The 12448-nt window shown below is 62.0% G+C and carries 12 protein-coding genes; 11 read left to right on the plus strand and 1 reads right to left on the minus strand.

What is annotated here, in order from left to right:
* The first annotated feature begins 156 nt into the window (after positions 1-156).
* From REH34_RS19425 to REH34_RS19475, 11 genes are all read left to right on the plus strand, one after another.
* Positions 157-1185, plus strand: a complete 1029-nt coding sequence (locus REH34_RS19425; protein WP_311968849.1) for a response regulator — start codon at positions 157-159, stop codon at positions 1183-1185.
* 5 nt (positions 1186-1190) lie between these two features.
* Entirely contained in the window at positions 1191-2144 is a 954-nt protein-coding gene (locus REH34_RS19430) for a diguanylate cyclase (protein WP_311968850.1), read from the plus strand.
* Positions 2145-2268: 124 nt separating this feature from the next.
* Entirely contained in the window at positions 2269-3972 is a 1704-nt protein-coding gene (gene kaiC, locus REH34_RS19435) for a circadian clock protein KaiC (RefSeq protein ID WP_311968851.1), read from the plus strand.
* The gene (locus tag REH34_RS19440) at positions 3969-4301 is read left to right on the plus strand and encodes a circadian clock KaiB family protein (protein ID WP_226507138.1); all 333 of its coding nucleotides are present in this window, start codon (positions 3969-3971) and stop codon (positions 4299-4301) included. Before kaiC ends, REH34_RS19440 begins: the two co-directional genes overlap by 4 nt.
* Positions 4298-4627, plus strand: coding sequence for a circadian clock KaiB family protein (locus tag REH34_RS19445; RefSeq protein ID WP_226507137.1), 330 nt, complete (start codon positions 4298-4300; stop codon positions 4625-4627). Before REH34_RS19440 ends, REH34_RS19445 begins: the two co-directional genes overlap by 4 nt.
* The gene (locus REH34_RS19450; RefSeq protein ID WP_311968852.1) at positions 4624-6246 is read left to right on the plus strand and encodes a response regulator; all 1623 of its coding nucleotides are present in this window, start codon (positions 4624-4626) and stop codon (positions 6244-6246) included. Before REH34_RS19445 ends, REH34_RS19450 begins: the two co-directional genes overlap by 4 nt.
* Before the next feature lie 142 nt (positions 6247-6388).
* The gene (gene gvpU / locus REH34_RS19455; protein ID WP_311968853.1) at positions 6389-6880 is read left to right on the plus strand and encodes a gas vesicle accessory protein GvpU; all 492 of its coding nucleotides are present in this window, start codon (positions 6389-6391) and stop codon (positions 6878-6880) included.
* Positions 6881-7236: 356 nt separating this feature from the next.
* Positions 7237-7716 (plus strand): GNAT family N-acetyltransferase, encoded by a 480-nt coding sequence (locus REH34_RS19460; protein ID WP_311968854.1) that lies wholly within the window; start codon positions 7237-7239, stop codon positions 7714-7716.
* 324 nt (positions 7717-8040) lie between these two features.
* The gene (gene fabV / locus REH34_RS19465) at positions 8041-9231 is read left to right on the plus strand and encodes an enoyl-ACP reductase FabV (protein ID WP_311968855.1); all 1191 of its coding nucleotides are present in this window, start codon (positions 8041-8043) and stop codon (positions 9229-9231) included.
* A 131-nt stretch (positions 9232-9362) separates the two neighbouring features.
* On the plus strand, positions 9363-9917 hold the full coding sequence (locus REH34_RS19470; protein ID WP_311968856.1) for an N-acetylmuramoyl-L-alanine amidase: 555 nt from the start codon (positions 9363-9365) through the stop codon (positions 9915-9917).
* 241 nt (positions 9918-10158) lie between these two features.
* The gene (locus REH34_RS19475; protein WP_311968857.1) at positions 10159-11466 is read left to right on the plus strand and encodes an ATP-binding protein; all 1308 of its coding nucleotides are present in this window, start codon (positions 10159-10161) and stop codon (positions 11464-11466) included.
* 104 nt (positions 11467-11570) lie between these two features.
* Here the strand turns inward: REH34_RS19475 and REH34_RS19480 are convergent, their stop codons facing one another.
* The gene (locus tag REH34_RS19480) at positions 11571-12266 is read right to left on the minus strand and encodes a hypothetical protein (RefSeq protein WP_311968858.1); all 696 of its coding nucleotides are present in this window, start codon (positions 12264-12266) and stop codon (positions 11571-11573) included.
* Positions 12267-12448: the final 182 nt, after the last annotated feature.

The following is a 12448-nucleotide window of genomic DNA, read 5'->3' on the forward strand; positions in this document are numbered from 1 at the left end:
GAACAGTCTGTCGGTATTTGGACATTTGCGCGGTTTCATACCTGAGAGCGTCAATCAACTGGCAAAGTGCCACGCCTTTTAGGTAAAGTCGGACAATCAGACACAGGCTCAGCTAGAGCCTGCGCCCCAGGGCGGCCAAGCCGAGACGATCCAGTCATGAATGCCATTACCTCTACCGCCGTGCCGCTGCTCATTTGCGACGACTCGAACATGGCGCGTAAGCAGTTGCTGCGGGCCTTGCCCGAGCAATGGGCTGTTTCGGTCACTCAGGCCCACAACGGTCTGCAGGGTCTGGAGGCGATCCGCCGTGGTTTGGGCCAGGTGGTACTCCTCGACCTGACCATGCCCGAGATGGACGGCTACGAAGTCCTCGCCGCCATGCGCGCCGAAGGCTTGCGCGCGCGTGTGATCGTGGTCTCCGGTGACGTTCAGGACGAGGCCGTGCGCCGCGTGCTGGCGTTGGGCGCCACCGCCTTCCTGAAAAAGCCTGCCGATCCGGCCGAGCTGAAAAAAGTCCTCGACCGCTGCGGCCTGCTGAGCAAGCAAACCGACGCCGTCGCGACGCAGCAAAGGGTGCCGGCGCGCCCGGCCAGCGACGGCCGCATCAGTTTTCAAGACGCCTTTCGCGAAACCGTCAACGTCGCCATGGGCCGCGCCGCTGCCCTGCTGGCGCGGGTGCTGGGGGTGTTCGTGCAGCTGCCAGTGCCCAACGTCAATATTCTCGAAGTGGGCGAGCTGCACATGGCTCTCGCTGATGCCCAGAGCGGCGACCGCCTCACGGCCATCTGCCAAGGCTACATCGGCGCCGGTATTGCCGGCGAGGCACTGTTGATGTTCCACAACAGCGATCTGGGCGACATGGCGCGGCTGATGCAACGGCCCTGTCGTGACGACTGCAATATGGAGATGCTGCTGGATCTGTCGTCGATCCTGATCGGCGCCTGCCTGAGCGGCATCGCCGAACAGATCGACGTGGTGTTCTCGCAAAGCCACCCGCAGATCCTCGGCCAGCACAAGGTCATCGACGACCTGATCAAGGTCAACCAGACGCGCTGGAAGAAGACCCTTGCCGTTGAGATCAGCTACAGCCTCGAGGGCCACGATATCCACTTCGACTTGCTGCTGCTGTTCACCGAAGACTCCCTCGAGCGCCTTGAAGGCAAGCTCGACTACCTGATGAATTGAGCCCGATGAACACCTCCATCGAACTGACTGAACTGCACTGGCTGCTGACCATCACCCAAAGTATCGATGTGGGCGTGGTGGTGTTCGACCGCGATCATCAGGTCAAGGTGTGGAACACCTTCATGGAAAACCGCTCGGGCGTGCAGCCCAAGGACGCCGTCGATCGCTCTTTTTTCGAGTTGTTTCCCGAGGTCGATCGCGAGTGGTTCAGCAAGAAGGCCGACAACGTCGCCACCCTCGGCACGCCGTCGTTCACCATCTGGGAGCAGCGGCCGTACCTGGTGCACTTCGATAACTACCAGCCGATCACCGGGCAGGAGGCGTTCATGTACCAGAACACCACCCTGCTGCCCCTGCGCTCGACCAACAACAAGGTCGAGCACCTGTGCCTGGTGATCTATGACGTCACCGATGTGGCTACCAACCGTCGCCAATTGTTGTCGGTCAACGACCAACTGCAAAAGCTCTCCAGCACAGACCGCCTGACCAATCTCTACAACCGTGGGCACTGGGAAGAGATGCTCAAGCTGGAGTTTGCCCGGCATCTGCGGTATGGGCATAACGCGGCGTTGATCATGTTCGACATCGACCACTTCAAACGCGTCAACGACACCTACGGCCATCCGGGCGGCGACAAGGTCATCCAGTGCGTGGCCGATATCGTGCGCGACCACATCCGCGATGTTGACGTGTGCGGGCGTTATGGCGGCGAGGAGTTTGCCATTCTGCTGCCCGATACCAACAAGGCCGGGGCACTCATTCTGGCCGAGCGCTTGCGCCAGGCCATAGAAGAGGTGAATGTGGTGCACGAAGGCCAGGTGATCCGCTTTACCATCAGCCTCGGCGTGGCCGACCTCGCGCCATCGGCCAACGATCACAAAGAGCTGATCGAATGGGCCGACCAGGCGCTGTATGCGTCTAAAAAAGCCGGGCGCAATCAGGTGACGGTGCGTAGCTGATTGCCATCATTATTAGATATTCCCACGGATTTATTACTCCGCCCCACGGTCGGATGCTGTGAGCCGATGTGCGACTCGCACGCATTGGCAACTTATTCGAGCCGACTATTCCAGGTGATAGCCCTTGACCGTTGACCCCGTAGTTCTGAACCCCGTCCCATCGTCTTTGCACAAGGTGGCCACTGGCATCGTCGGCTTCGATGACATCACCCTTGGCGGCTTGCCGGCCGGCCGACCGTCGCTGATCTGTGGTGCCGCAGGCTGTGGCAAGACGCTGTTCGGGGTGACGTTCCTGGTGCGCGGCGCCGTCGATCACGACGAGCCGGGTGTGTTCATGAGTTTCGAGGAACGCCCCCGCGACCTGGTCGACAATGTCGCTTCGCTGGGCTACGACCTGCAAGGCCTGATCGATCAGAAAAAGATCGCCATCGATCACGTGCACATCGACCGCAGCGAAATTGAAGAAACCGGCGAGTACGACCTCGAGGGCCTGTTCGTACGGCTCGGTTACGCCATCGACACCATCGGTGCCAAGCGTGTGGTGCTGGACACCATCGAGGCGCTGTTTGCCAGCTTCACCGATACGGCGGTCCTGCGCGCGGAGCTGCGCCGGTTGTTCTACTGGCTCAAGGAGCGTGGCGTTACCGCCGTCATCACTGGCGAGCGTGGCAACGGCCAGCTGACCCGTTACGGCATTGAAGAATACGTCTCCGACTGCGTGATCCTGCTCGACAACCGTGTGGCCGAGCAGATCACCACCCGTCGCCTGCGGGTCATCAAGTACCGCGGCTCGTCCCATGGCACCAACGAATACCCGTTCTTCATCGACGAATACGGCATCACCGTGCTACCGGTCACAGCGGCCGGGCTCAATCACTCGGCATCGGTGCAGATAGTGCCCAGCGGTATCGAAGGACTCGACCGCATGCTGGGCCGCGGCGGCTTCTACCGGGGCTCCAGCGTGCTGGTGTCGGGGCTCGCCGGTACCGGCAAGACCACCTTCGGCGCAAGCTTCGTGGATGCCTGCTGCAAGCGCGAAGAGCGTTGCTTGCTGTTTTCCTTCGAAGAATCGCAAAGCCAGCTGGTGCGCAACCTCGAATCGGTCGGCCTGAACCTCAAGCCCTATATCGACAGTGGCCTGCTGCGGGTCGAGTCGGCACGCCCCAGCCTGTATGGTCTGGAAGTGCACCTGGCGCGGATGTACCGGGAGATTCTCGAGTTCAAACCCCATGCTGTGGTGATCGATCCGATCTCGGCGTTCCGCGGACCGGAGTCAGAAGTGCACGCCACCTTGTTGCGCCTGGTCGACTTGCTCAAGGAGCACAACATCACGGCTATCTTCACCAGCCTGTCCGAGGCCAAGGCGCGGGCTCAAGGCCTCGATCGCGAGGTCTCCTCGTTGATGGACGTTTGGCTGTCGCTCGGCATGGTCGAGGCCGATGGCGAGCACAACCGCCTGCTGTACGTGCTCAAGGCGCGCGGTATGGGCCACTCCAACCAGGTGCGCGAATACCATATCGACAGTAACGGCATTACCCTGGTGCGCCCGTATATCGGCCCCCATGGCGTGCTCACCGGCTCAGCGCGGCTCAATCAGGAAGCCCGTGAGCACCGCGAGGCGGACGTGCGCAAACAGCTGGTCGAGCAGCGCCGGCGCGAAAAGGAAAAGAACCGCACCCAGTTGGAGCGCAAGATCGCCGAAATGCGCGAGGCGCTGGAGGCCGAGGAGCTGGAAGAAAACCTGCTGCTGGATGACGAGTCGCGCCAATTGATCACCGACGACGATGTGCGCCAGCGTCTGGTGTTGGCCCGGGGGGCGGCGGAATGAGCGAAACCACCGTGCAACCGATCGACCCCAATGGCGTCGGGATCGATGGCCATTACTCGCTGCGCCTCTACGTCGCCGGCCAGACACCGAAGTCGGTAACGGCCCTGCGCAACCTCAAGCGCATCTGCGAGGAATACCTGGCGGGCGCCTACACCATTGAAATCATCGATCTGCTGGTGACTCCCCAATTGGCGGCCGGGGACCAGATCCTCGCCTTGCCGACGCTGGTACGGCACCTGCCCACTCCCTTGGTGAAAATCATCGGCGACCTCTCCAATACCGACAAGGTACTGGTGGGGCTGGATATCCGCAAAGAGCCCACAGCGTGAGCGACTTCGCGAATGCCCCTCTGACGGCGCCCGATGGCGACGAGGCATTCTGCGTCTTGCGGCTGTATGTATCCGGCAATAGCCCGCGCTCGACCCGGGCGATCCACAACCTGCGGCTGGTGTGCGATCGCTACCTGCGCGATCGCTACAGCCTTGAAGTCATCGATATTTATCACAACCCTTCAGCCGCCAAGGATGCCCAGATCATCGCGGTACCGACCCTGATCAAGCTGTTGCCGGCACCGCGGCGATTGCTGATCGGAGATCTGTCGGACAGCGTCAAGTTGCGTCAGGCCCTGGAGATCGCCGAGGAGGGTGAAGCATGATCGAGCGTGCGCCGGGGCTGAGCGATGCGCAGTACATCGAGCAGCTCGCTGAAAAACTGCGCGAAGCCGATGACACGCTGGAGGCCATTCGCATCGGTGCGGTGGATGCACTGTGTATCGATGATGGCGAGGGCGTCAGCGTCTACACCCTTGAAAGCGCCGATCGGCCCTATCGCACGCTGGTCGAGCAAATGCAGGAAGGCGCCGTGTCGATGTCGCCCGAAGGGGTGGTGCTGTACGGCAACGACCGCTTGGGGCAGATTTTGCAGCGGCCGCTGGAACAGGTTGTCGGCCAAGCATTTGCCGACGGCGTGATCGCCGGCGACCGGCCGCGCTTCGAGGCTTTCTTGCTGGCCAGTTCCAGCGACGCCATGCGCGCCGAATTCAATCTGATCACCCCGGCGGGCGTGGCGGTGCCGGTCTACCTGTCGTTCCGCGGCTTGAATCAGGATTTCCCCGGTACGCCGATCATCTGCGGGGTGGTCACCGACCTCACCGAGCAACGGGCCATGGAAGCGCGCCTCAGCCAAGCGCAGAAAATGGAAGCCGTGGGCCAGCTCACCGGCGGCCTGGCCCATGACTTCAACAACCTGCTGCAGGGCATCAAGGGCAGCCTCGACTTGATCCTGCGTCGCAGCGATTCGCCTCGGGTCGGCCACTGGGCTGAAGCCGGGCTCAAGGCCGCCGATCGCGGCGCCAAGTTGACCGCGCAGCTGCTGGCGTTTTCCCGATCGCAGAAGCTCGAGCTCAAACCGCTGGTGATCAATGAAGTGATCGGCGACATGACCGATTTGCTGGTGCGCACCCTCGGCGCCGGGATTCGCATCCGCCTCGATCTGGAGCCGGCGCAGCACTATGTGCTCAGCGACCCGACCCAGCTCGAACTGGCGATCCTCAACCTCGGCATCAACGCCCGGGATGCCATGCCGGCGGGCGGCGAGCTGTCGATCAGCACTCACTACATGCCCGGCACGGCGCTGGTGCCGGAGGCCATGCAGGTCTGCATCGCCGACACCGGCAGCGGCATGAGCGACGAAGTGCGCCTGAACGCCTTCAACCCATTCTTCACCACCAAGGACATCGGCGCGGGCACAGGCCTGGGGCTGGCGCAGGTGCAGAGCATCGTCGAGCAGTCCCACGGCCGGGTACATATCGAGTCGGTGCTGGGCGAAGGTACCCGCGTGTACCTGACGCTGCCGTGCACCCAGTTGCGCGCAGTCAAGGCCGAGCCCGCAGCGCGGACCCATGACGGTTATGCGGTGCCAGGCAAAAGGATCCTGTTGATCGACGATGATCACGAGGTGCGCCGGGTGATCATCGACATGCTCGAAGTGCTGGGCCATGAGGTGCACGAGTCCGACAACGGCTACGACGGCTTGCAGCGCCTGGAGCAGATACTGCCCGACGTGTTGCTGTTGGACTTCGCCATGCCGCACCTCAACGGCGCCGAAGTGGCCACCGCCGTGCGGCAGAAACATCGACATCTGCCGATCATCTTCGTCAGTGGATTTTCCGACTCCGAACAGCTCGAAGCGGCCGTCGGCCCCGGTGTGGCGGTGCTGCGCAAGCCGTTCACCATCGAAGAGCTGGGCAGCATGATCGAGACCGGCGGGCGCTGACCCTTAATATGGGGCAGCGGGCTTGCGCGCTCGGCGGCGAACAGATCCGATGCGCCAACACCCCGCCCGTCGATTGATGCATTGCCCTCTGCCCTCGGGTGTTCTATAGAAGGGAAGTCAATCTATGGAACGGAGCTCCATCATGTCCAAGATCAACGCCAAGCTCGCCACTGCGCAGCCAGCTGCCGAGCCCCTCGCCGACCCCGCGTTCAGCAAGATGGAATGGGAAGGCCGCCAGGTCGACTGGTTGCTGCAATGGTTCGTGCGCGTGGCCAGCCAGGCCAATCTGGAAGTGGGCATCACCTTGTCGGTGCGCGGGCATCTAGTGTCCGGTTTGTTGATATCGCCCCAGGCCTATTTCCATCTGCTGGCCGAACAGTTCGCCAAACCCTTCGCCGATGCCGGCAGCAGCGATGCCGAGAGCATCCGCGCGCTGGTACGTGGGTTTGATGAATCGACGGGTAAAGAGGAAGACCCGGCCGCGCAGTACATCCATGTGCGCGATGCACGGGTGTATACCGGGCATCAAGGGCCGGTGTCGCCGGACGGGATGTTGTGGCGCGGCAAAGTGGCGGCTGTGGATGGGTTTTCGTTGGGGCACTTTCAAGGGGGTGGGGTGCTTCAAAATGCTTAAGGGTGCGCGTGGTACTGCTGCGGTAGATCTCGGTTGAGCACCCTATAGGGCTGGCCAATGACTTGCCTGCCAAGGAGCATTGCATCAACCGTTACACCGTGCTGGAGCATCCTGATGGGTGTATGAATCTGCCGGCCCTTTCGCGGGCGAGCCTTGCTCCCACAATGCCAGCAGTTCCAGAGTCGAGCACCTGTGAGTGCAAGGCTTGCCCGCGAAGAGGCCGGCACTACTTGCCTAGAACCATAGAATCTCCCACAGGTGTACGGATGCGTGCCCTTCGCTCTGGCAACACAACGTGCAGGATCTCCCGCCGCCCGCTAGCATTGACTCTCTATTCCCAACCGGATGACTGCCCCTTGACCCTCCACATCCGCCCGGCGCAACCCAGTGACGCGCCGCAGATTCTCGCCTTCATCACCGAACTGGCCGACTACGAGCGCGCCCGCCACGAAGTGGTCGCCAGCGTCGCAGACATTGAACGCTCGCTGTTCGGCGAAGGCGCAACCACCCATGGTCTGATCTGCCTGCAGGACGATCAGCCCATCGGTTTCGCCGTGTACTTTTTCAGCTATTCCACCTGGCTTGGCCGCAACGGCGTCTATTTGGAAGACCTCTACGTAAGCCCCGAATCCCGTGGCAGCGGCGCTGGCAAGGCATTGCTCAAACAGCTCGCCCGCGAAGCCGTGGCCAAGGACTGCGGTCGCCTGGAGTGGAGCGTGCTTGACTGGAACGAACCGGCCATCCAGTTCTACAAATCCATCGGCGCCGTGGCGCAGGACGAGTGGGTGCGCTATCGGATGGAAGGCGAGGGGCTGCGGCGCTTTGCCGAGGATTGAGGTGTTTGCCGCCTCCCGTTTTGAAATGACTCAACAGAAAGTTACACAAACCGTAACTTACTGTTGAGTCAAACGGCGGCGAGCGGCGAATCTGCTCAGCGCCGTTTGTAGTCTGTCGGCTGTATCGGGCACGGCAATCGCAGGCAAGCCCCCTGGCTACAGGGTATTCAGATAGCCTTCGAGATCCCCGTGGTGAAGCGTCTCCCTGCGTATCTGCAAGCGTCGCCGTGACCCGCCGGTTTCCCAAGCGTCTATACCCGTGTTCAAATTGTAATGTTCAAGCCACCTGTGGCTCTCGGCATACTGTAAAGAGGAAGGGCTCCCATGATCATCAAACCGCGCGTTCGCGGCTTCGTCTGCGTGACGACACACCCCGTCGGCTGTGAAGTCAACGTCAAACACCAGATCGACTACGTCAAGCGCGAAGGCGCCATCGCCGATGGCCCGAAGAACGTTCTGGTGATCGGTGCCTCCACCGGCTACGGCCTGGCAGCGCGTATCACTGCGGCCTTCGGCTGCGGCGCGAGTACCTTGGGCGTGTTCTTCGAGCGTGAAAGCGCCGAGGGCAAGACCGGTACTGCGGGCTTCCATAACAGCGCTGCGTTCCACAAGTTCGCCGAGGCCGAAGGCCTGTACGCCAAGAGCATCAACGGCGACGCCTTCTCGGACGAGATCAAGCGCAAGACCATCGACGTGATCAAGCAGGACCTGGGCAAGATCGACCTGGTGGTCTACAGCCTGGCCGCGCCGCGCCGCACGCACCCCAAGACCGGTGAAGTATTCAGTTCCACCCTGAAACCGATCGGCAAGGCCTTCACCCAGCGTGGCCTGGACACCGACAAAGTGGTCGTCAAGGACTTCACCCTCGAAGCCGCCAGCGAAGAAGAAATCGCCGGTACCGTGGCCGTGATGGGCGGTGAAGACTGGCAGATGTGGATCGACGCCCTGGACGAAGCCGGTGTACTGGCCGACGGCGCCAAGACCACTGCCTTCACCTACCTGGGCGAGAAGATCACCCACGACATCTATTGGAACGGTTCCATCGGTGCCGCCAAGAAGGACCTCGACACCAAGGTCATCAGCATCCGTGAAAAACTCGCGGCCCACGGTGGCGATGCCCGCGTCTCGGTGCTCAAGGCCGTGGTCACCCAGGCCAGCTCGGCCATCCCGGTGATGCCGCTGTACCTGTCGTTGCTGTTCAAGGTGATGAAGGAAAAGGGCACCCACGAAGGCTGCATCGAGCAGGTCTATGGCCTGTACAAGGACAGCCTGTACAACCCCAAGCCGATCCTCGACGAAGAAGGCCGCCTGCGCGCCGACTACAAAGAGCTGGAAGCCGACGTTCAGGCCGAAGTTTCTGCGCTGTGGGAAAAGGTCGACAACGACAACATCGACGCGCTGACGGACTTCGCCGGTTACAAGACCGAGTTCCTGCGCCTGTTCGGCTTTGAAGTCGAAGGCGTGGACTACGACGCTGATGTCGAGCCGCATGTAGTGATCGCCAACCTGGTGTAACAACCGGCTCACCCCGCGCGCAAGGTGCGGGGTGAGGGCAGGTGGTAGATATACAAGGCCGCTGCCTGTCTGGCAGCGGTCACCCTTTGCACACTGGCCTCGGGGAGGTCGAACAGCAAAGGGAACACATCATGACTTACTCACTCGTATGGTTGCCGGACGTACTGCGGGCCTCTGGGCTCAAGGTGGTACTCGTCGATGGCTGGGCCACCCGTGGGCGCGCTGAAATGGGCACGGTCGAAGGGGTTATGTGCCATCACACCGCTAACCGCCGATCCGGCAATATGCCGACACTCGACACCTTGGTCCTCGGGCACAAGGACCTGCCGGGCCCTCTGTCACAGTTGGGGCTGGGCCGCGATGGCACCTATTACGTGGTGGCTGCCGGGCGTTGCAACCACGCCGGGGTCGGGGCGTTCCGTGGCAGCTCAGCGGGCAACAGCCGCTTTATCGGCATCGAAGCCGAGCACTCGGGGGAAGCCGAAGACCCTTGGCCGCAGGCGCAGTACGACGCTTATGTCGCGGGCGTCGCGGCGATCCTCAATCATCTTGAAGCGGACACGCACTACTGCGTCGGGCATAAGGAATTCGCCTTGCCGGCGGGGCGCAAGATCGATCCCAGTTTCGATATGGACGGGTTTCGCGCTCTGGTTCGGCAGCACATGCTGCAGACTCTGGCTCCCTGATCCGCATGTCCGAGCTAATGGCGCCATAGCCGTATACGGTTTGCGAAGAGCAAGAGTAACGGCTACGGGCCTCAATTTTACGTGGTCATCTCTTATTTCGTTTCGAACCAACGAGTGCTTTGGGTTGCCTGAGATGAGGCAGGCCCGTCACGCCTCACGCAGGCTTGCCCGCCACCCTCGCCGGAGGGCATGATAGCCGCCAGAATTTTCCTTCACGCGACCTCCCTATGGCACTGCGTCCATGACCCACCGTCCAGCCCCATTTCCTGCCAACGAGGAAGAGCGCGCTCTGTCGCTCGAACACCTGCGCGTGCTGGACAGTGCCGCCGAGCAGGGTTTCGACGACGTGGTGCTGTTGGCGACCACCCTGTGCAATGTACCCATCGCGCTGGTGTCGCTGGTGGACCGCGAGCGCCAGTGGTTCAAGGCCTGCATCGGCCTGGATGTGCAGGAAACCCACCGTGACCTGGCTTTCTGCGCCCATGCGATCCTGGATCCCTGCGAGGTGCTGATCGTCGAAGATGCCACCCTCGACCCGCGTTTCGAAGAAAGCCCGCTGGTGCTAGGGCCGCCCTATATTCGCTTCTACGCCGGGGCGCCGATCCGCACCCACGCCGGCCACGCCCTGGGCACCGTGTGCGTGATCGACACCCGGCCGCGCACCCTCAGCGCCGCTCAATCGCTCGCCTTGCAGGCCTTGGCCCGGCAAACAGGGGCGTTATTGCAGCTGCGCCTGCTCGATCGGCAGCGCGAGCAGCACGAGGCCGAGCTGACGCTGCAACTGGAGGCCGCGCAGGCGCACAGCCTGGCCGCCGAGCAATCCCTGAATCATTCGCGCCGGGTGTCGTCGCTGGGCATGCTCACCGCCAGCATCGCCCACGACTTCAACAATTTGCTGCAGTCGTTCAGCGCCAGTCTGCAGATGATCCGCCTGCGCGCGCGGCGGCCGCTCGACGTCGAGCGCTTCAGCGACACCGGGCTGCAAGCGGTGGAGCAGGGTCGGCAACTGGTCAATCATCTGCTCAGCAGTGTCCGCCGTGATGGCCCGGAGCTGATCTGTATCGATGTCAGCGAGCGCATCGCCGTGGCGCAGGAATTGATGCAACGCTCGCTGAGCCGGGATATCGAGCTGACGTTCGACCTCGCCGCTCACGGCTGGGGCGTGATGTGTGTCGAGGTGCAACTGCATGCCGTGGTGATGAACCTGCTGGCCAATGCTCGAGATGCCTTGGCGGGGCCAGGGCGGGTCACCGTGGCCACCCGCTTGCAAGCGGTGGAAGACGACCTGCAACTGGCGCAAGGGGACTACCTGGTGCTCAGTGTCAGCGACAACGGCCCGGGGATGACCAAAGCGCTGGCGGCTCAGGTGTTCGAACCCTTCTTCACCACCAAGCAATCAGGCCAGGGCACCGGCCTGGGGCTGGCGCAAGTGCGCGAGTTCGCCCAGAGCGCCGGCGGCTGTGTACGGCTTGAAACCGCCCCAGGCGCAGGCACCCACGTGAAGCTTTATCTGCGAATCCTCGGCCACATCGACGGCCTGCCGCAGTAATTTACGCATCGGCTGGGATCGTCTGGCACTGGGGGCAAGGTGGCGGGTTCGGCGGGAAACAACCGCACTACGCCAATACCCTTGCGCAGTGCAGCGAGTGCGGATCAGCGTGAGGGGCGTTGTTGCGGCCCTGAGCGCGCATCGTTGCGCGCCATGCTCTCCGTGGCCGTGGCGGGTGCTGACGCCTTGCCATGCAAGCGCTTCATGGCCCAGACATGGTCCAGGGTCGCGGCCAGCCACATCGAATAGGTCAGCAACTCGATGCCCTCTTCGGCCATGGTCTTGGCCAGGCGCGCATAGCCATCCTTGAGGATCAGGTGCCAAAGATCGCCCATGCCGAACACTCGGGAAAACACCAGGATGCCCAGGCCCGTGGCAATCGAGCCGAAGGCGGGGGTGCGAGTGAAGGCGGCCAGTGCCTGCAGGGTGTCCGCACGGTTTTCCTTGCTCCAGCCGATGGCCAGGCACACCGCCGCGATCGCACAGAAAGGCCAGCACCAGGCGCTGTGACTGATGGGGTCGAACAGCCCATCGAGTTCGCGCATCAACAGACAAGCAAAAAAGCCCCCTGCCAGCACGCTGAAGCCTTTTTGATGGGGCAAGCGAGCATTGCGCCAAAACAAAAGGGCGCAGATGAACAGCATGATTTCCTGAGTGACTTCGGTGAATGAGGTTTCCAGTATTTGCGTGTTGAAGACGGCGACATCGAGCCAGATCATGCCAAGGCCGAACAGGCTCAGGACGATTTTGAGACACACGCCCAAGGTGGCGTGGCGAAGGGTTTGCAGATCGGATTTCAAAACGGGCGGGCTCCGGGGCGCGGGGAATGGAGGGCGGAGGTGTTAGCGGCTTGCACTATTATTTGACAGGCTTTTCACAAATTTGTCACAAGCTGTTAGATGAAAGTTTCAGTGCCCTCCGTCTGAATCAAGGGCGATATCTCGGAACCAACTGCCTCGATCCTTGCCTCAACCGGGATTCA

Origin of the sequence: Pseudomonas baltica (genome assembly GCF_031880315.1) — a bacterium.
Lineage (GTDB): Bacteria > Pseudomonadota > Gammaproteobacteria > Pseudomonadales > Pseudomonadaceae > Aquipseudomonas.

Bases quoted from the DNA above. Each gene is read 5' to 3' on its own strand.
- REH34_RS19425 (WP_311968849.1), top strand. From the start codon at position 157: ATGAATGCCATTACCTCTACCGCCGTGCCGCTGCTCATTTGCGACGAC.
- REH34_RS19440 (WP_226507138.1), top strand. From the start codon at position 3,969: ATGAGCGAAACCACCGTGCAACCGATCGACCCCAATGGCGTCGGGATC.
- REH34_RS19430 (WP_311968850.1), top strand. From the start codon at position 1,191: ATGAACACCTCCATCGAACTGACTGAACTGCACTGGCTGCTGACCATC.
- REH34_RS19475 (WP_311968857.1), top strand. From the start codon at position 10,159: ATGACCCACCGTCCAGCCCCATTTCCTGCCAACGAGGAAGAGCGCGCT.
- REH34_RS19470 (WP_311968856.1), top strand. From the start codon at position 9,363: ATGACTTACTCACTCGTATGGTTGCCGGACGTACTGCGGGCCTCTGGG.
- gvpU (WP_311968853.1), top strand. From the start codon at position 6,389: ATGTCCAAGATCAACGCCAAGCTCGCCACTGCGCAGCCAGCTGCCGAG.
- REH34_RS19450 (WP_311968852.1), top strand. From the start codon at position 4,624: ATGATCGAGCGTGCGCCGGGGCTGAGCGATGCGCAGTACATCGAGCAG.
- fabV (WP_311968855.1), top strand. From the start codon at position 8,041: ATGATCATCAAACCGCGCGTTCGCGGCTTCGTCTGCGTGACGACACAC.